The organism is Bacillus sp. XF8 (assembly GCF_017498755.1).
In the GTDB taxonomy this organism is placed as follows: Bacteria; Bacillota; Bacilli; order Bacillales; family Bacillaceae_G; genus Bacillus_A; species Bacillus_A bingmayongensis.
Genome location: NZ_JAGDQK010000050.1, coordinates 1 through 20432, shown reverse-complemented (window position 1 = coordinate 20432; position 20432 = coordinate 1). Strand labels below are relative to the sequence as shown.

Sequence of the window (20432 nt, the reverse complement as noted above, 5' to 3'; positions counted from 1 at the left end):
GTGAATAAGAAGACCAATAAACAAGATGACACTCAAATCACTTATAAAGAGTTATTATTTCTATTTCCGTATTTAAAAAACACAAAAACTTTGTTTGCTTTTGGTTTACTTGGGATGATTATGGCTTCTTTGATTATCGCTCCTATACCATACATTATTGGTTACATTATTGATAAAGTTATACTATTAAATAAAAGCTACGATCAATTATTAAAAACAACCCTTATGCTCATGTTAATCTATTTAATTAATTATTCAATATCAATAGGTTATGAGTATTTATTTACTCGGGTACAACAAAATGTGGTTAATGAAATTCGATTATCTATGATAAGTAATATTATAGATGCGCCTCTTTCTTATATTAATCAGAAGGAGAAAGGTTACATTCTTAGCAGAATTGCTGAATCAGGGAATGTCAGTGCGTTATTTTCTCCAAATTTATTGAGGGTTTTCTCAGGTATATTCGATTTTTTCTTTTCTTTATTTATAATGATTAATTTAAGTGTTAAACTCACTGGCATCATATTAATTATTATTCCGATATACTTCATTATATCCAAACATTCATCTAAAATGATATCTAAAAGCACCACAAATGTATACGAGTCATCAGCAGTATTAAACGCAGAGATGTATGAAACCTTAAACGGAATAGAAGATATAAAATTATTAAATGGTAAAAATATACAAACAAATAAAATTAAAGGTAAATTAAATACTGTTATTAAAAGTTCCCTAAAACAAAGCTTACATTTTATTTTCTTTATGCAAAATTTAATATTAACAAATAACTTTGTTACAGTAATAGTACTACTAGTGTCGGGAATTTTAATCTTACAGAATCAGCTGACAATAGGGGTATATACTTCATTTTCAATTTACATGGCTAAATTGCTTGCAACTACTCAAGCTATAGGTAGCTTAGATATAACGCTAAAGCCAGTGTGCATTAGTATTAAAAGAATTAAAGAGTTTTTTGATATAGATAATGAAAATACACTAGAACAAAAAATAATCAAAGATCCTATTACTTCAATAGAATTCCAAGATGTTTGTTTTAGATATAATGATAATAGTGATTTAATATTCGATCATTTAAACGTTAAAATCAAAAAGGGAGATAAGTTATTAATTGATGGTATAAATGGTGCAGGAAAATCTACCTTTATAAAATTATTAACGGGTTTATATCCACCTGAAAGTGGAAAAATATTGATTAATAATATCGATTATAATCTAATAAATCAAGAAAGTATTAGAGAGAAAATAGGTATAGTATCACAGAATATATTTTTGTTTAAAGGAACTATATTAGAAAATATTTTATATGGTCAAACGAATAAATCAAAAGAAGATATAGTTAAGTTAATAAACAAATATCATTTAACATCACATCTAAACAGATTTGAAAATGGGCTAGATACTATAATTGTACAAGATGGTTCCAGTGTTTCAGGAGGACAAGCACAATTCATAGCATTCTTAAGAGCTATCCTGAAGAAAAGAGATATTATCATATTAGATGAGGCTACTTCTAATTTACATATTGATACAAGAAATCTTATGTATGAGATACTTCAAAAGTACGATCTTTGTAATATATTAATTATGATTTCACATCAGCAAGATGGCTTGTATTTTCTTAATAAAACATTAGAACTTACACATGGCAATAAAAGAAAGATTGTAAGTAGCAGTACACTTTAATCATCATACCTTCATAGAAGGGGGAAATCCTAATTATGATAAAAGTAAAACCTATTAATTTTGATACATTTAGAAATTCAATAGTTTTATTTGAAAACACCAACGAGACTATATCAGTGTCAGCTCATTTTCAATTTTTTGAAGGAAGTGAAAGTTATATTCAAGGTTTTATTGATAATGAACAAGTTATTCACTTTAAATCTTACAATCCTGGTCCAGCTACTTCCATATATCGATTTATGACCCAAAATATTACCAAATTGATTATATCAAGTGAGAATAGAACGCACGGAATGGTGACATTGTATACTTCAGAAAATATAGCTACCACCTGAATACTATGGTGATGAAAATATATATAAGTATATATAAATTATTCCCTAATGTATCTAAATTAGATATAGCAGAAACAATCATTTTATAAAAAAGTACCCTTTTCCCTGTCTTTTTGAACGTGAGACAAGAAACTCTAAACTTTTTAACTATAATACAAGTGCTTGCCGACAAAACACATATATTATACGCTAAGCGAATTTGAACCCAAAAAGTCGATTTCCTGTAGTTTTAGAAATCGACTTTTTTAATGCCATCTCCACAGTTGTTTGTTTTTTATCCAATAAGCCTAAAATTACTTTAAATTATTATTAATTTCTTTTACAACTCTTGCAGGCACTCCTGCAACAACAGCATTTTTGGGGACATCCTTAGTGACGACTGCGCCCGCTGCAACAACAGAGTTGTCCCCAACTGTCACGCCAGGTAGTATTGTTGAGCTTGACCCAATCCATACATTTTCGCCAATTATAACAGGAGAGGAATATGTTATGTTTCTTGTTTCTAAAGATAACCCGTGATTTAGTGTAGCAATCGTAACATTCATACCGATCATGGAACCGTTTCCTATATTAATTCCACCTCTATCTTGGAATGAACATCCTGTATTAAAAAACACATTTTTTCCAATTAGAGGTGAAATAATTGGAGGTTCAATTAAACTCGAAGAAGATGAAATTGTAGATTATAAATGGATTCAGCTTTCAGAACTTATAAATATTGAAAATGAAGTACTACGTAACGCTGATGTAAACAAGCAAATAATAAATAATCTACTACATAATAATTTCTATTCAATTTCTATTTTTAATAAACAGCTTGTGAATTAATTTATTGTTCAATATGGGCTTTTGCGGAATATGCAACAGTTGAATTAAATACCATCAAATTATCAAACTTTATTATAAAAAAATCAAATAACCTTTAATTAAGGAATGCACTTTTATCAAACTTTGTTAAAAATGCAATCCCTTTTTTATTTATAACATAAGGTTTTGTGCAACACTTTTAATCAAACTTTATTTCAAAGCAACAGCTCTCTTTTTTGTACTCCAACAAAACCTGATTAAATGTGTAGTTAAAATAAAATTACGATATTTTCTCTGTTCTGATTAAGGAGTTCTAAGCGAGTTTTAAATCAACCTATTTATAAAATAAAATTTATTTCAAATCTAAACTAGTAACAAAAGTAATTCATGAAGTATCTACTTTCTTGTCTGAAAAGTATCCATTTTCATATCTTTTTACATACAAAAATAGAAGAGAGGGCAAGATAACAATAAATAAAGAACTTTACATTAAATTCCGATTTAATCGATAATTGAATATAATCCTAGCAGCCATTATAGTGTTTATTTACAACATTACGACCATATTGTCGAAGAAACCAATAATAGCTTATCAAAATTATAAGCAAACAAGCGTTTGAATTCGATGAATATTTTCGTGAATACACATTAATCCTATTGATAATATACGAATTAAACCCTATAATAAATATAGTGCAAATATGCACCTTTTGAAAAAGAGTGAAAGTTAAAAAAGGGACCTAGTACGGGTTCCTTTTTTAATATATATAGCAAATATAGCTCTAGTCCAAAAATGGAGAATTATTGTTAGTTTTATAAAGAAGGGGATGCACATAGATTAGTATTTTTCTCACAAATCTCAAAATCTAAGAATACTCCTCATTTTGAGATATTAACAAAGTTTAACTTAAAATAATAACTAGCACTTAAAGAGAATTTAATCTCGTAATATTAAACCTTATTTAAATACTCATCCAGCAGGCATACCAGAAAAGTCTACAATATAATCTTATTTATAAACAAGATTTGAAAAGAAACAGTTTTCTCTTTTATATCTCAATAACATAAGGTAACTATTAATTTTGAGATATGAATTTCAATCAAATCAATAACTACCTATAATTTATGTTATGTAAACTAATGAAAGTGAGTTATATGTTATTCCTTCTATATCCCTCTTCTTTCATACTTCTTAACTCCTTCACATTTTATATCCTTGGATTGTCCCCCTTATATTTAGTCCTCATCAAGGTGTGGGAAGAACATTCATTAATTATCCCATTGGAGTCTTGAGCCTTTTCTTTATTTTAATATTAGGCTTAACCTTGTCAATCTATGAATATCGGAAAATTAAATAGAAATAGATAATGACTTGTTATATGCTTATGAACGGTTCTGGTGCAAAAATAGAATAAAGCGCATGTATCACTAACGGAAGCATATCTTATGCTGTAAGTCCAAACAATTGATGGATAAATTCTTTTTGATTTCGGACAGACTGGTCCCATAAATCAATCTGCTCGTTTTTTATCATATGCATGGCTTCAACTCGAGAAAGAATCGATATAGCTGTGTTGAAAAATTTGAGCCCTAGCATCGAACGGATTCGCTTCTTTATGAATCGATCTTCTTGTTCTACTATGTTACTCAAGTACTTTTTTTGTCTAAGACGCATACCGTTAGGTATGCTTTTTTCCTTTTTTAATTGCTCATGCATTATAGTAGTATCTTTCTAATTTCTTCTGTACTTAGACCAGTGAATTTCACAATATCTTCTAACGGCATACCATTCTTATGAATACCACGAATTAATTGGGCTTTACTTTTTTCTATACCCTTTTCCAGACCTTCTTCAAATCCTTCCTCCCGAGCATGCGCTAATTTAGCTTGTTTATCTAGAAATAACTTCTCACGAGCTTCATAGGCTGTTCGGAAAGTAGAATCACGACTTATATTCTCCCACTTATTCATTGCCTTTTGTAAAATTGGATCTTGATTCATTGCAATCTCCTCCAAAGTTTGAGTTAAATGTTCATCTTCATGTGCTGGTAATAATAACATCCAACGGACAAATGCATTCTCCCATGGATTCACTTTTTCTTCACGCCATTGTTTCACAAGTTTTGGAATCTCTACAAAATGAATTTCAATGTCATCACTTAAGATTTGTTGTATTTTCGTCATTGTTAGATTCTATGAAAGGTTTTTTGCTTCATAACCAAAGAACCGCTTCTGAATAGTTACATATTTTGCGATACGAGAAAGCCCCTGCAGGACTTTAGTCCGCCTTTAGGCATGGGATGAAAGTATCGCTTTTGTATCGCAAAACATGTTAAAATTTATTTATAGTCATGCAAAAGACTCTAAAACGATTATGTTCTCTAAAAAACGAATATTGTATGAGGTTGCACGAATCAATTTCATTTCGTGTGTAAAACAATATGTGTCGTCAAGAACAAGACGTTAAAACATAGTGGAGAACCCAAAAATCTGTACGGTATGGTAACAGTACCGTAGCCCATGAACCTATACGGTCTGTCATGGGAGCGGTGATGACACACCGCGATCTTGCACGTCAGCGATACCAGAAATGGACTTCGCCTTTGGTAGCAAGAATCCCACTGACGTTAGTCAGCTTGCGGCTTTAGCCGTGGGAGTGTCAAAGGAACGGTTCTTTGAATGTAGTTACTGGATCCATGAGATGACTTTTTTCTATAAATCCTTCAACACTAAAAGGCTTTTATGATTCCATGCATTATAATAACAATTTACGAATTTCTTCTGTACTTAGACCAGTGAATTTAGCAATGTCTTCTAACGGCATACCATTCTTATGCATACCACGAATTAATTGGGCTTTACCTTCTTCTAAACCCTCTTCACGAGCATGCGCTATTTTTGCTTGTTCATCTAGAAGTAACTTTTCGCGTGCTTCATAAGCTGTTCGGAAAGTAGAATCATGACTCATATTTTCCCACTTATTCATTGCCTTTTGTAAAATTGGATCTTGATTCATTGCAATCTCCTCCAAAGTTTGAGTTAAATGTTCATCTTCATGTGCTGGTAATAATAACATCCAACGGACAAATGCATTTTCCCATGGATTCACTTTTTCTTCACGCCATTGTTTTACAAGTTTTGGAATCTCTACAAAATGAATTTCAATATCATTACTTAAGATTTGTTTTGTCTTCGTGTTCCATAACTGTCCGATTGTATGAAAGGATTCATCATTAGAGAATAGCATAAAATCTAATAAATTAATGGTAATTGTTTTGCGAAGTGAACGGTATGGCATTCCCTCTTGCATTTGAGACGTATATAATTTGGACCAATAATATAAAGAACGCTTGACCATATCATGGGTATTTCGAAGCTGAATTTCTATATTTACTTGCGTTCCATTTTCTAATGTTGCTAATAAATCTAAAATAGATAATTTATCATCTTCATAAGCCTTATGAAGATGTGGGTCTTCCAATTGTAGAGAGACAATTGGTTCATCTAAAGATTCTTCTAAAATGGCATTTAGGAGCCCGATTAAAATCTCCTCATTTCCCTTTGTGCCAAATAACTGTTTAAAAGCAAAATCAATACGCAAATTTACTAATTTAGTGGACATGGGTTTCCTCTCCCTGTCTATATCATTTCTTATTATCATTGTACATAAAAGTAGATAGAACATGCAAACAGGTTCTTATTCGGAAGCGATTTTGAAAATACTAACATGAAAATAAAATGAAAAGGTGTTGCCTCAATCAAATCTTGTTTTCCGTTGTGATAAAAAATAATCCTGTTTTAAATTAATACAGGATTTTAATCAAACTTTTTTATAAATGTAATTGTAGCTTTAAAATAATGTAGGTATAAACAGAAGCATAATCTATTTCACAATCTATATAATAAAAAGAGAGCACACATGTGCTCATCTTTTAGGTAACCTAGCCGTTAGGGTAATGGTTATCGCTCAACGTTTTGTTTCAAATCCACCCTTTTTGTGGACATGAAACAAAATCGCACCGTTTATAAAAAAGATGTACTGTTCAAAATAAAGTTGTATCGTTTTTCCCCTTTGGATTTGTTTATCTAATTAGAGTAGATATTTATGCCTTTTGAGTCATCTATAGATTTTTCTGTAAAAGCGGCGATTAGTAGTTCGGGTATAATTGCTAAATGCTGGCTCGTGTTTTACTTATCAAATTGGTAATAGTTTTTATAGTTATAAAACAGATAACTTAATTGATATTTATTAATTAAATGTTTAGGTAACATCTTTGATGTGTTAACTACGTTACTTTGAACGATTAAGTCATTTTTTGAGCCTAAAAAATGTTGCCCACAAATACAATTATATGCATTTATATTCCCTCTATTTATGCAGTACTCTGGCATAGTTTTTTTACATTTTTCCCTCAAAGAATACAGAAATGTATATTAATTATACATTTCTGTTTAAAAAATTGATGAATTCACTTTCATTTAGAGGTTTACTGTAGTAATAACCTTGAATTAAATAGCATTCATTACTTTGTAAAACTGTTAATTGTTCCTCCCTTTCTACCCCTTCTGCAATCACTTTCATTTTTAAAGTATGAGCTAGTGTAATAATGGTATTAACAATCTCATTTCCATCACTAGAAATTCCGATCCTATTAACAAATTCTCTTGGTATTTTCAAGGTATCAATTGGATATAAAGGAAGGTATGCTAATGAAGAATATCCTGTGCCGAAATCATCAATTGATAACTGTATACCGTATGATTTTAATACTTTTAGCTTAGATAGCGTCTCTCTTTCATCTTCCATTGCAATCCGCTCAGTTAATTCCAAATCAATAGAACTAGCCGGTAATCCTATTGTTTCAATGGTAGATATAATCGTTTGAACAAAATCCTTCTGCTCAAATTCTATAGCTGATAAATTTATGCCCATTTTTAGATTTGAATATCCCACAGAATGCCAATGTTTCAATTGTTGACAAGCTCTCTTTAAAGTCCATTTTCCAATTGGAATAATTTGTGCAGTTTCTTCTGCTATAGGTATAAACTCATAAGGTGAAATAAGCCCTAACTCTGGATGTTGCCAACGGAGTAACGCCTCTGCACCAATAACCTTGCCTGTCTTACTATCAACTTGCGGTTGGTATAATAAGAATAACTCATTATTTTCTAAGGCCTTTTGTAAATCTTGTTCTAATCTTAAGCGTCTTGTTATTTTTTTAGATAATGCTTCATCATAGATGCAAACAGCATTGTTTCCTTTTTTCTTTGCATCATACATGGCAATATCAGCATGTTGTAAAAGCATAGTGGCATTTGTTCCTCCAAACGGATAAACTGCTATTCCTATACTAAGTGATAAGTAAAAGCTATGTTTATTTACTACAAAAGGTTCTTCAGTTATGCTAAATAAATTATTACACAAATCTAATAGCTGTTGCTCTGTATAATTGTGGACTAAAATTGCGAATTCATCTCCCCCAATTCTTGCTAGAGAAGTAACTGGTGAAAGACACGTCCTGAAACGTTTGGCAACTTCTTTTAAAACACGGTCCCCAATTGAATGTCCAAATGTATCATTAATATTTTTAAAACGATTTAAATCTATATATATCAGTCCGAATTTACTGTGTGAAGCATGTGCATACTCGATTGATTTTTCCAACTCTTTTTGAAAGAATATTCGATTTCCAATCTTGGTAACAGTATCGTGAAATGCTAAATAGTTTATCTCTGCCTGTTGTTGCTTCATTTTAGTAATATCTTTTACCATTACATAACTACCAAAAGTTTGCCCTTCTATCATGATAGGAACAATGGTGACATACCAAAAATTCACATTCTTATCATTATCATATTTTACACGTAGTTGTAATGAGGTCGAATAACTGCTCTTAACTTGCCTTAGTGCTGTTTCTAATTCATATCTATCTTCTTCTAAAAAAATTGAGAAACAATCTTTACCTATTAATTCTTCAGTGGGATTTCCTAATAAAACACTTCCAGCTTGGTTTACATTTAATACTATGCTATCTAAATCAATAGTAAAAATAGGATCCGGATGATATTCGTATAAAGACTTAAACTTTTGTTGATTTTGTACAAGATCATTCGATTTAATGATTAAATCTGCAGTTCTTAGAGCTATTTTCTGTTCTAATTGATTATTAAACATTTTTAGTCTTTTGGTTAGCTCTTTGTTTTGCATTCGTACGATGGTATGACGAATAAGCACAAAAATAAACGCAATACAATTCCCAGTAATAAGTGTTGCCGAAGCCGTTTGTTCTTTAAAAGTAAATCCAATTAAAATTGTAACTGCGAGATAAGGAAATATTACGAGAAGTTTTTTTCCGAATACGGGATTTATAGTAAAATAATCGCTTCTTGGAGATGCATCTGTTGGTATAGTAGCAGCAATAGCAATTAATAAAAGTAGAACTCTATACAAACACCTCAACAGTATGACTGATCGGTTTGATAGATCATCTTGTAAATAAAAATATAAATAATCCGTAATAGCCAACCCAACTAATATAATGATAAAAATATATAATTTGCTTTTTGCATTAAAAATAGCCGGTCGAAATATAAGACTTACTCCTAGTAAAAGAAGTAATAAATCTATAATTGGAAAAATAAATGAAAGAAATACATCTCCAATTGACAAGAACAAAATATTGACGGTAGGTTCATTAAATATGTACCACTCTAATGTAAAAATAGCAGTAACAACAATACATATATCACAAAGTAAATAAGCTTTTTCCCACTTATTACACTCCTTTATAATTTTATAAAAGAAAGCAAAAAGAAAGAAGAATAAAAAAAACAACAAAAACACATCAGAGATATTAAAGTTTTGTATAGGTAATTCTATATTAAGTACTTGGAAAGCAGATATGAAATTTCCTATCAAGAAACAACCTATTGCAATGGTAATGCATATCCAGAAAACTCCTATGTTAATTTGTCTTGATAATATAGAGTAAAGCAATGATGTAAATACAATAGTTTCAATAATTAAAGATGATACTCTTGTGTTAAAATCTGATACAAAATAATAATTAGGAAAAATAAATAAAAACAAAAAGCAAAAGCTTACATAAGTACTTAAAACTGTTACTAATAACATAAATTGTACCTTTGAAAGTTTAAGCAATGTATTCACCTTCTTAAGTTTTTCTAAATTTTTGTTAATAAAAAATGTATGTATGAAAAAAACAATTTTAATTAAATCTGTTTCTGTCTTTTCTTCTTATTATGACCTTTTTGAAAGATTTCTCTCTAAATAGAGTAATCTTATTTAATATCTGTAGATGTCTAACAATTTTAATGAAGAGGATTACTTAGACCTCGGTCTGAGTAATATTTAATTCCTATAAATTCTTCCCTTCCATCGCCATGTTTTACCTACATATTGACAATAGAAGAAACTAATGTTCCCCCTACTTAATTCCTCTATTGTGTCACCATAACATTTACTACATTTCTTAATTTCTTTTTCTTTTCTACAACATTGCGGGTTCTTACCGCCTATCCCGCTCCTTTTTTGTCGGTATTTTGTCGACTTTTTCCACAACATAATTATTTCCAGTCCAATATATTTTTTCTTTTTGAATAATATATGTATCTTATTTGAATAGTTATATCTTATAATTAAATTATATAGATTCTGAGAGTTTGAAAGGAAATAAACATATGTTAGCGAAATTAAATAGATTTATGTTTGCTTTACCTAAAACTTGGTTTGTATTACTTATAGTACTAGGAACTTTTTTATTTGTTATACCATTAGATTTATTCCTACCAGAAATCAAACAACATCCAATAAAAGAAGAGTCCGTTATTATACAGGTTTTATTAGGTGTATTTGCAGCACCTATATATGAAACATTAATTTTTCAGGTATTTTTATTTTGGGTATTAAGTTGTATTCCTTTTATTAAAGATCGGTCTTATCTTATCATTTTAATAGCATCTATTATATTTGGGTTAAGTCATCTAAATGGGATTACCTATGTTGTTGCCACAGCAGTAATTGGACTTTTATATAACTATGCTTTTTGGGTATATCGAAAGAAGAATGAAAAAGTTAAGACAACAATATCTGCTTTTGGGATTGTTTTTGGGATTCATTTATTACATAACTTAATTGTTGTTATAGCTATTATTTCAAGTTAAAAAGGGCAGTTGATTAAAACTGCCCCTTTTTCATCTTTATAATATAGATACAAATCATCCCCAATGAAGTAGCAATTAATCGAACCACGTTTTTCTTTTTATAATAGAAGTGGTCTTTTTTCATTGGTTAGCTTTTGGCTAGCTGCTTTTTTTATGATTCCTTATTAATTTCGTGAGACAAAAAGAATAGAACAAGTTTACCTTGTCATATTCTTTTATAAAAAGATAAGGGACGTGACAATATTGAAGAAAGAAAAAAACAATCAAATTGTTTTTCATACTATACAAGGCTCAACTATTAAAAAGTTTTTAATCATTGATTTAATCACTGGAACAGGGATCTATTGGATAATTAATTTTATTTCTTCAAGCACATTGATTGCAATTATTAGTAGTATTTTGGGAACCAAAAGAATCAAAAAAATGCAATCTCTTCAAAAATGAAAACCGAAGTTCTCATTTACATAATGAAATTTTCATTAGATATTTGCACCATATTATCCTATGTACCTACGATCATGATATAGCTGTTCTATCTTTTATTCCATCTCAAAAAATAGGTATCACATAAAAAGCTGTGAGTAGTTATTCATTAATCATAAACGACCGTTTTTGGTTAAAAGAGCAAAACTTTCTTCCATACTCAAAAGACATAGAAAATATATGATCAAACATATAACCAAAATCTATCTTAACTTCTTTTTCTAGCTATATTCACCACCTCACGGTAACTTATACAATATATAATATATTTATTTCTTAATATTCGAATGTATAATAAATAAATCTTTACTTATATGTGTTTAGCTAGATTACTCATTTGTCGGAAAAGAGCCCATTCTCTAGTGGGTTCTTTTTATATTTGAATTCATTTTTGAAGCATTGTATTATAAGCTTCAGGTCTTACGTACATAAGTCATTATCGAAAGAATCTGCAGCTGTGCAAGTTCTTTTTTGTACAAAATAAAAAGCATCCTCTTAGGATACCTTCCTCTACTACAAATAGTTAATCTTGCAGTCTATCTAAATTCGACCAATCTCGAAGCTGAATTTCTATATTCACTTGCGTTCTGTTTTCCAATATTGCTAATAAATCTAAAATGGCATTTAGGAAACGATTAAAATTTCTTCATTCCCTTTCGTACCAAACAACTGCTTAGAAGCAAAATTAATTCGCAAAGAAGAGAATATCCAAATTAACATTCTCTTCTTGAGGTTTACCCGTTTAAAAAGAAGGTAAGTTATCTAAGTTATTTTCTTTAATACCATCAGGTTCACTACGTATAATATCCCTGCCATACTTATGAAATACGTCCACATGAGCTAACTTCCCTGATTTTGCTTCATCAAGAGCAGTAATATAATCTAATTCTCTTCCACTACTTGTTTTAAAAGCAATAATATCATCGTCATCATTTTTACGAACTGCAACAATTTGTTCTACTCCTGAACCGACTTCCTCAACTACTTCCAATTGAGCTTGATCTTTCCCTTGTTGTAAGTAATCATTATAAACTTTTTGAAAGTCTTTTTTATCCATAAAAACTCACCTCCAAAACATTTTATTAGTTTGTTCAGAAGTTATTAGTTTTATGTACTATAGCCCTAATTGAACTAATTATGACTATTAACCCATTCTAGAAATACTATTCCTAAAGAGAACCCTATACAGCCACCTATGAAATATTCCAATGTTCATCTCTCCTTTTATACTAAAGCAACTAGATTACAACCAATGTTGTACTCACCGATGTATTAATTCCCCTTTCTTACGAAAGGTCCCATCATCTTACTCGATCCTGTGAGTTACATCTAGTTGATTTAGTTTTCAAAGAACAAGACTAGGGACTATCCCTCCACATTTGTTACATGCTTCGTCGGTACTGTGTCCCCACCTTCACAAGAATAAAGCAATTTCGGTTCGTTAGAACCTTATATGCACCTGTCTGTTAGTAGGCGTTAGTGACAGTTTCTTGCTTACCACGTTCCGATTGACTTAGCTATACATATATCCTTAGGTGCTTACTTTGATCCTGTTATCTTTACATCCTCATCGTTAGATGTTCCGAATTTCATACTATTTACTCTTACTTTTCGGTAGATATCGTCGTCATTAACGACATACACATTTCTAATGTATTAAACGTTTAGACCCGTACATTCGCAAGTTCGTCAGTCCTTTGTCGGACATTCTCACCATAGATATTTTGTAGCATCCCGACCTATCCATTACCATATGATTTCTCACTTAGGTTTTGTTCAGCCGACTTCACCTAGCTTCATACAATTTGTGACTACTATCACGCCTTGCATGTAGGAGTATTAGACAAGTAGTTTCAGCTCAACCTGACGGCTTTCATTCCTATTTTCAGTCAATCAGTTGTTGTCATCAAATTGATAACCCTCCCATTTCGTGATTGCACACTTATAAGGAAACGTGTCGCACAAATAGCGTTTTTGTTAAATATCTTGTCACATTTAAGCGAGACAATCATATGTTATTGAAGGGAAGAATTTTCAAAATCATTTTTTAAAGAGCATGCTAATATGTGTGCTCCTTTTTATCTTTTTATTTTTAACTTATAGTATAAGGAATTGTCCAGTAAAACAAGTTATCCTTTTTTCATCATATGCGAGGCTTCAATACCAACCAATATAGAGATTGCTGTTTTAAATGACTTTAATCCTAACATAGAACGAGCTCGTCTTTTAATAAACCGTTTGTCTTGTTCCACAATGTTATTAAAATATTTTACTTGCCTTATTTGGATGCCTAAATGAGTCACTGCTAATTAAAAAATTTAACTGTCAAAATTTCTTCGCCAATAAGAATAGGGAACGGGCGTGTATAAAGGGACCATTTTTTTTCTTGATATGGTGCCCCCTTTTTGTGGGATTCCACAAAATGATGATGTGTTTTTCCCTGTTCTGAACGATGAAAAAACATTTTGAACACTCTATACTCAGATTATAACAAAATAAATCAAAGGCTATTAAGTGGGAGAAAATCTAATGATTATCAGGGTAACGAAGGAATTAAAAAACAACGAAAATCGTGTTGCGCTTACGCATGCAGGAATTATCTCATTTGTGAAGCACTCTCCCCTTTAGAGCAGATTTTGAGTTTTTTTCATATAAAGGGGACGGGGACATGAAACAGAACAGTTATCGTGACACATGGGTAGAAATTTTAATGGACAACATTCATCATAATTTTTTGCAATTCAGAAGATATGTAAAGGAACAAACAAAAATTATGGCTGTCGTTAAAGCGGACGGTTACGGACATGGTGCAGTTGAAATTGCAAAGTTTCTCATACAAGCAGGGGCGAATTATTTGGCTGTTGCTCTTTTAGATGAGGCTCTGCAGTTGCGGAATGCAGGTATCTCTCATCCGATTCTTGTTCTAGGGTATACACCAGTACGCTCAGTTAAAAAAGCTGTTTCGAAAGACATTACGCTAACCGTATTCTCTCACGAAGTATTGGATGAAATTATCATCCAATCTTCTGTATTACAAAAAACAGATTCCATTCATTTAAAAATTGATACAGGCATGTCCAGAATTGGAATTACTTCTGCGGAAGAAGCTTTGGAACTTGCACAAAAGGCGGTTGCCGCTCCCTCTGTATATCTCGAGGGCATATTCACGCACTTTGCCAATGCGGACAGTAAAGACCCTACCTATACACACATGCAGTTTCAGCGCTTTTTGGCTGTAATTGAATCTTTGAAAACACACAATATTCATGTGCCAATCAGGCATTGTTGCAACAGTGCTGGCACAATGAATTTTCCTGAAATGCATCTGGATATGGTACGAATCGGTATTGCTTTATATGGCTTATACCCTAATGAGACATTTAAAGGGCATTCTATCAAACTCAAGCAAGCTATAAATTTCAAAACGAAAATCGTAGCTCTGAAAACTATTCCTGCCTTTCAGTCAATCAGCTACGGTTGGACGTATAAACCCGAAAAAGAAAGTCTTATCGCAACACTTCCACTCGGTTATGCGGATGGTCTTTCACGCCTGCTTTCCAACCAGGGAATGGTTCTAACACATGAGCAGTTATCCCCTATTGTCGGGCGTGTGTGCATGGATCAGTCGATGATTGAAGTGACGGATATTAAGGACTGCCGTGTTGGTGATGAAGTAACTATTTTTGGATATAATGGCTCTTCGTTTCAATCTGTAGACGAGATTGCAAGGTTGATAGGGACTATTAATTACGAAGTGGTTTGTTTGATTGGAAAGCGTGTGCCGAGAATTTATATAAAGTCACAATAGCACAAACTCTTTACAGCTAAAAAAGTATTATGTTAGGGTCTCCTTTTACGCCTTCTTCGATACGTCAAAATCTTTTAGGATAAAAAAAATTAATATATTATGTATCAAATAAACCCTTCGTTACAATTACTTATAACTGAGCAGAAAGGATTTTCTGGTGCAAAAAATATAAAACTTATGTAATTCAATCGCTCATACAGCAATTACGCACAGGGTGTATCAATATGGGCCTCAATTAGAAGTAAATCAATAAATGACTCATGGAGAGTCGATGCAACCTAGAGTTAGAATGGCCATTGGCTTAATTTTATACGCTCTATACATACTAGGATAGCCAATAATAAATAACAACTATATAAGGAGACATAAACAATGAATAACTTACAATCAAAACAAGAATTAAAAATTGAAGAAAGTATTGAACTACTAAAAGCATCGGCAAATTTATCACGCATTCAAGTTAATAAAAAGTTTAATGTAAACGAAATAGTGAACATCTTACAAATACCACAATCCACAGTTTCACAACACAAAAAGGAAAGTTTTAACGGGTAAAAGAAACGGCTTATCATATATGTAATTCAAAGGTAGCACAAATAATTGAAACTTTACTTTCTTAAATTAATCCATACACTTACTATACAAGGAGAAATACATATGAATGTAATTACTAAAGTTAAAACACTTACCCTATTCTTCGAAAATTTTTTCAGTACAAACTCAATTGAAAATGATGTTTTTATCATTGAAGCTAACGAGAAATATTTTTTCTTTGAAACTAAAACCGTAATTGATATGATCAAAAATTTCAGTCTCAAACAACAAGAGTATATTAAACGACAGCTGCAATTTTATAAATATCTCAATCAAGACTTAACCATCTGTTTAAAATATATAGCAAGCGATTATGTAAGAGGGTTATTTGGGAAAGATAAAAAGATAGAATGTAAAATCCTACCCTTACATTCTATATATAGTATGAACTTTCATGAATTTGAAAAAATGGACGGTTGCTATTTTAATTATCTCAGGGGTACCGCCACATCACTATCAAGCTAAGCTCATACAGCGTCAATTATAGTAGATGTTGTTTCTTTTTTCTAAAGGGTACGTATAGGAAATTTAAAGATTTGCATACGAAATAAACCCTAACGGGTTTCATTTTTTTGAATTAAGCCGCTTGATTGTCCGAAATGGTACAACTGTAAACGACACCTAATATATCAAAGACTGTTTTCTTCTTGTACCGATGAGATTTTCGCCCGTTTTGCTGTAGGAGGTTGAACAGGCGAAGTAGCACTTTTGATAGCTCTTGGATATCTTTTGGAATAGTTTGAAACAGAAGGAGAAAATAGTCCTTAATCATATATATTGCTTTATATTCACTAAGCTCTCGTTTTTTCTTCATGAGGAGTAATTGACGCATTTGAAACATGATAGAAGAACAGAGTAGAATAGCAATTAATTGACTATATAAATGGCACTCCAATCGTTCTGGTTTTATCTTTTTACAATGATGAATGTGAAAGAATGACTTCCACGTTTTAAATAAAATTTCGATTTACCAACGCAAAGAATACCAGTCATGCACCTGTTCCATCGGAATAATATCTATAGGAGTGTTTGTTATATATACATTAATACCACTGAGTCGTTTACTACGAGGAGAGTACTTCATTCCTTTCTTTTTTTCTCTTACAGCTTGATCTTGTAATCGTTTTTGTTGTTGTTCTTTTGTTAGTCGATGAACAATCACACGAGTTGATACTTTATCAGTCGTTCCTACATAAGCATCGGATATTTCACATGTTTGTCCTGGTTGAAGAGAGTTCATTAAGATCTCCATATCTATCTGTATATACTCTGTACTTTTCTTGATTCTTCCATCTTGAAAATGATTAGGGGTAGGATTTTTTTGATACATACGTGTATTCGATTTGATACGTGAGATATAGTAAGCCTTTTTATCTTGTATATGCTGGAGATCTTTCAAATGAAAATAACCTAAATCTCGGATACATAAATCATTCGCTGTTACAGTTGGGACACACAGGGAACCGTAGGTTCGATCATGTTGTTTACCTGGACCTGTATGAATATGAAGGAACTGTCCACTTAATAAATCATACTCAAGCTGAATCTTTAATCCCGCTGTATGACTACATCCTCCTGCACCTGGATAAACGGATGAAAAGGAATCTGGAAGTTGAAATGCAGTTGAATCTAAAATACGCATACGCTTGAAAACAGAAGTATATGGAGAAGAAATTGGTATAGATGAAGCCGATTTTTGGTTTAATAGTTCGGTTAATATGTGTTGTAAAAATTGGACGGCTGCTTTATTAAATCGTTGATTCAGTCCCTCAGGACTGATGAGCACTTCTGTTGATGCTTCTAAACAGCTAGATAACTGAGTTAAAGAAGTCGTAGCGACATTTTGACTCATCCATACACATAAAGCGATTAAATCTTTTGCTTGGTACTTACTGGTTCGTTGTACAAAACCAACATCTCTAGCAAGATTTCGTAAGATATTTAGGGATAAGAAACTTTGAATTTCTTGAGCAAATAGTTGTAATTCATCAGATACAGAAATAGACATAAACAAACGCCATCCTTTCCTATGATTCTACAGAAAGAATAGCGTATTTTTTATTATTTAAATACAAATTCATCTCATCTTGATAGCAATGATGTACTATTTCATCAATATTTAATGTATTTTGAAGATTTTTTTCGTTCACATAGTCTTTACTAACAGAAATATATATAATTCGTTTAAGAAAACATCATTCTTTTTACTACTCAGTAAGGTTGTTCCTAAATAAGGCTGTCCATAACGCAGGCACACCAAATACTTCATTTGATTGTTTAATTCCCTTCATCCTACGTATTTCTATCTCAGTGAAGTCTTTAAAGATAGTTCTTAACTTTTCATCTGTAAAGCCTAGTCCTCCTTTAAGACTCCATAGTCTGTATACTTCCCAATCTGTTATGTCTGCCCCACCTAATTCTCCACCTTGAACAAAACAAGTGATTGCAAAATAACCACCTGGTTTTAAAGCCTTTTTTACTAAGTTTATGTAACTCATTCTTCTGTGTGGAGCAATATGATGAAAACATCCTGAATCATACACAATATCGTATGTACCTTCTTCAATTTGTAGATCAAATATATTGTCATGAATAAAATTCACATTTACATTTTTTTCTTTTGCTCGTTCTGTTGCCCATTGAATTGATTCCTGTGATAAATCTACTGCATCAACTAAGCATCCGTTTTCAGCAAAGTAAATTGCATTCCTGCCTGGACCGCATCCAAGCTCAAGAACTTTTCCTGGATTAAGTAATTTTTTTTCAAAATAACTAACTAAGTTCTCATCCGGTTTAATCGTGAAAAAGGGAATCTCTTTTTCACGATTAGAATAAAAATCATCCCAGAATTGAGTTGGTTCGCGCAATAATGAGTCTAACATATTCAATAAATCTTCATAACTACTAATTGTTTCTTTCACATTAACCCCTTCTTTCCGCTTGAATCTTACATTCTAATTTTACTAATAATTAGAATGATTCATGTTTCAGCGGAGTTAAAAACACTTTAAATTCAAACGAGTTGAAACTCCCTGTGTATTCTTATTTATGCTAATTTAACATGCATAAAGGTATCTAATTTTCGTTTTATATTGTTTTAAAAGTATTTACCTTACTCTTTCTCAAAATCCAATCAAACAACTGGAAATACCCTTAGAATCAGAATTCGATTTTTAATTTTCATAATAATCATTACAATCGTTGCGGTAATATTACAAATAGAGTATCCCTGCATTCTCATTAAATAAAAATGAGACTTATTGATATAAAAGATACAAAATTTTCGTTTTGGGGGCATTATAAAATTTTAACTTGATGGCGATGTGGCGGTACCCCTTCTGGATAATGAACTCTTTTCTTCAAATGAAAAACACCTCCATTTAATTCGCATTTAGTATGCGAATTAAGGAGGTGTTTTTTTCATGTCCCATTAATGGGGTTCACTTTATTTTGAAGGGGCTTTTTAGTATATAGAAATTAGCTTAAACCCAAGATAACATTTCTTAAAAGGGGGCATTGTTATGTTATTCAGGTTTATTGAGGGGCTTTCGTTTGAAGCAACTTTAACCCCATACCAATAAAAATCATTCCTGTTACCTTATTTAGAATCATTCCTACCTTTTGGTTTCCTCTTAATTTTTTTGTGACATACGAAGAGAAATAAGCAACAAATAAACACCACAATAGTCCAGTTGCTGTAAAAGTAAGTCCTAAAATGATAAAAGGCATAGGACCTGAAGCTTTTGTATCTATAAATTGCGGAAGAAACGCAATAAAGAATAAAGAGACTTTTGGATTCGTAAGACTTGTTAAAAGTCCTTGTAAATATATCTTTCTAATGTTCAATTTATTGGATGAAGCTTGGAAAGCTACATTTGTCTTATCAAGTATCATTTTAATCCCTAGATATACAAGATAGATAACACCTATAACCTTAATGGTGTTAAATAATAAAACGGATTTTGTAAGTATAATAGATAAACCAAAAGCAACGAATAACGTATGAACTAAAGAACCAGTAATAATACCCAAAACAGAATACACACCTGCTTTTCTGCCTTGTGAAATACTTCTCCCCACAATATACATGGTGTCTGCGCCAGGAATTAGATTTAATAAAACCCCTGTTAGTAAAAACACTTCATAATTAATAATACCGTACATTTTAGCACCTCTATCTATTTTTTTGGTGCCCTTATTGATATTAAAGTAAATAAAAGAAAAATAAAAGTATTTTCTATTTATTCAAGAAGATCAACAGCTTTTTGATTAACAACCAATAACACTGATTATGTGAATGGAAAGTTCCTTCAGTGGTTTTGGTGCAAAGATTGCATTTATTGAAATAGATGTATAGATTCCTAATGGAATCTGTTCTTATACAGAAATTCCAAATAGTTGATGAATGAACTTCAATTGATTTTGGACAGACTTGTTGGTCTTACCCCCGTCAAGTAGACAGCTGTAAAAAAAGACTATGCAGCCATCGAGATTCGATATTCAATCGGAGC

The 20432-nt window shown here is 31.5% G+C and carries 12 protein-coding genes and 5 pseudogenes; 7 read left to right on the top strand and 10 right to left on the bottom strand.

Going from position 1 to position 20432, the window contains the following annotated elements; genetic code table 11:
• Both J4P91_RS25350 and J4P91_RS25345 read left to right on the top strand, forming a co-directional pair.
• A complete protein-coding gene (locus tag J4P91_RS25350) occupies window positions 1-1710 on the top strand; it encodes an ABC transporter ATP-binding protein (RefSeq protein WP_207996275.1) in 1710 nt (569 codons plus the stop codon).
• A gap of 35 nt (window positions 1711-1745) precedes the next feature.
• Window positions 1746-2045, top strand: coding sequence for a hypothetical protein (locus J4P91_RS25345; protein ID WP_207996274.1), 300 nt, complete (start codon window positions 1746-1748; stop codon window positions 2043-2045).
• 293 nt (window positions 2046-2338) lie between these two features.
• Here the strand turns inward: J4P91_RS25345 and J4P91_RS25340 are convergent, their stop codons facing one another.
• From J4P91_RS25340 to J4P91_RS25320, 5 genes and pseudogenes are all read right to left on the bottom strand, one after another.
• On the bottom strand, window positions 2339-2662 hold the full coding sequence (locus tag J4P91_RS25340; protein ID WP_307802553.1) for a DapH/DapD/GlmU-related protein: 324 nt from the start codon (window positions 2660-2662) through the stop codon (window positions 2339-2341).
• A 1634-nt stretch (window positions 2663-4296) separates the two neighbouring features.
• Window positions 4297-4563 (bottom strand): annotated as a pseudogene (locus tag J4P91_RS25335) (DDE-type integrase/transposase/recombinase); the annotation flags it as partial.
• 5 nt (window positions 4564-4568) lie between these two features.
• A pseudogene (locus tag J4P91_RS25330) lies at window positions 4569-5030 on the bottom strand (Rpn family recombination-promoting nuclease/putative transposase); the annotation flags it as partial.
• A gap of 577 nt (window positions 5031-5607) precedes the next feature.
• Complete coding sequence (locus tag J4P91_RS25325; protein ID WP_207996273.1) at window positions 5608-6474, bottom strand: Rpn family recombination-promoting nuclease/putative transposase; 867 nt, start codon at window positions 6472-6474, stop codon at window positions 5608-5610.
• Between the two features lie 816 nt (window positions 6475-7290).
• The gene (locus J4P91_RS25320) at window positions 7291-10014 is read right to left on the bottom strand and encodes a sensor domain-containing protein (RefSeq protein WP_207996272.1); all 2724 of its coding nucleotides are present in this window, start codon (window positions 10012-10014) and stop codon (window positions 7291-7293) included.
• Window positions 10015-10553: 539 nt separating this feature from the next.
• On the opposite strand from J4P91_RS25320, the gene J4P91_RS25315 reads away from it, so the two are divergent.
• Both J4P91_RS25315 and J4P91_RS25310 read left to right on the top strand, forming a co-directional pair.
• Complete coding sequence (locus J4P91_RS25315; RefSeq protein ID WP_207996271.1) at window positions 10554-11036, top strand: CPBP family intramembrane glutamic endopeptidase; 483 nt, start codon at window positions 10554-10556, stop codon at window positions 11034-11036.
• A gap of 243 nt (window positions 11037-11279) precedes the next feature.
• Window positions 11280-11480, top strand: coding sequence for a hypothetical protein (locus tag J4P91_RS25310; RefSeq protein ID WP_207996270.1), 201 nt, complete (start codon window positions 11280-11282; stop codon window positions 11478-11480).
• A 781-nt stretch (window positions 11481-12261) separates the two neighbouring features.
• Here J4P91_RS25310 and J4P91_RS25305 read toward each other — a convergent pair.
• Window positions 12262-12576, bottom strand: coding sequence for a DUF3892 domain-containing protein (locus J4P91_RS25305; RefSeq protein ID WP_207996269.1), 315 nt, complete (start codon window positions 12574-12576; stop codon window positions 12262-12264).
• Window positions 12577-13654: 1078 nt separating this feature from the next.
• A pseudogene (locus J4P91_RS25300) lies at window positions 13655-13810 on the bottom strand (DDE-type integrase/transposase/recombinase); the annotation flags it as partial.
• Window positions 13811-14187: 377 nt separating this feature from the next.
• Here J4P91_RS25300 and alr point away from each other — a divergent pair.
• The 3 genes and pseudogenes from alr to J4P91_RS25285 all read left to right on the top strand — a co-directional run.
• Window positions 14188-15327 (top strand): alanine racemase, encoded by a 1140-nt coding sequence (gene alr, locus J4P91_RS25295; RefSeq protein ID WP_207996268.1) that lies wholly within the window; start codon window positions 14188-14190, stop codon window positions 15325-15327.
• Window positions 15328-15699: 372 nt separating this feature from the next.
• Entirely contained in the window at window positions 15700-15882 is a 183-nt protein-coding gene (locus J4P91_RS25290; protein ID WP_207996267.1) for a hypothetical protein, read from the top strand.
• Window positions 15883-15984: 102 nt separating this feature from the next.
• Window positions 15985-16311, top strand: a pseudogene (locus J4P91_RS25285) (hypothetical protein); the annotation flags it as partial.
• 187 nt (window positions 16312-16498) lie between these two features.
• On the opposite strand, the pseudogene J4P91_RS25280 reads toward J4P91_RS25285, so the two are convergent.
• The 3 genes and pseudogenes from J4P91_RS25280 to J4P91_RS25270 all read right to left on the bottom strand — a co-directional run bounded on the left by J4P91_RS25280 (window position 16499) and on the right by J4P91_RS25270 (window position 20085).
• Window positions 16499-17929, bottom strand: a pseudogene (locus J4P91_RS25280) (IS4 family transposase).
• 199 nt (window positions 17930-18128) lie between these two features.
• Window positions 18129-18842, bottom strand: a complete 714-nt coding sequence (locus tag J4P91_RS25275; protein WP_207996266.1) for a class I SAM-dependent methyltransferase — start codon at window positions 18840-18842, stop codon at window positions 18129-18131.
• Window positions 18843-19455: 613 nt separating this feature from the next.
• The gene (locus tag J4P91_RS25270) at window positions 19456-20085 is read right to left on the bottom strand and encodes a LysE family translocator (protein ID WP_207996265.1); all 630 of its coding nucleotides are present in this window, start codon (window positions 20083-20085) and stop codon (window positions 19456-19458) included.
• Window positions 20086-20432: the final 347 nt, after the last annotated feature.

Excerpts from the sequence above, each read along its gene's own strand:
- J4P91_RS25325 (WP_207996273.1), bottom strand. The coding sequence starts at position 6,474 with ATGTCCACTAAATTAGTAAATTTGCGTATTGATTTTGCTTTTAAACAG.
- J4P91_RS25315 (WP_207996271.1), top strand. The coding sequence starts at position 10,554 with ATGTTAGCGAAATTAAATAGATTTATGTTTGCTTTACCTAAAACTTGG.
- J4P91_RS25345 (WP_207996274.1), top strand. The coding sequence starts at position 1,746 with ATGATAAAAGTAAAACCTATTAATTTTGATACATTTAGAAATTCAATA.
- alr (WP_207996268.1), top strand. The coding sequence starts at position 14,188 with ATGAAACAGAACAGTTATCGTGACACATGGGTAGAAATTTTAATGGAC.
- J4P91_RS25270 (WP_207996265.1), bottom strand. The coding sequence starts at position 20,085 with ATGTACGGTATTATTAATTATGAAGTGTTTTTACTAACAGGGGTTTTA.
- J4P91_RS25305 (WP_207996269.1), bottom strand. The coding sequence starts at position 12,576 with ATGGATAAAAAAGACTTTCAAAAAGTTTATAATGATTACTTACAACAA.
- J4P91_RS25290 (WP_207996267.1), top strand. The coding sequence starts at position 15,700 with ATGAATAACTTACAATCAAAACAAGAATTAAAAATTGAAGAAAGTATT.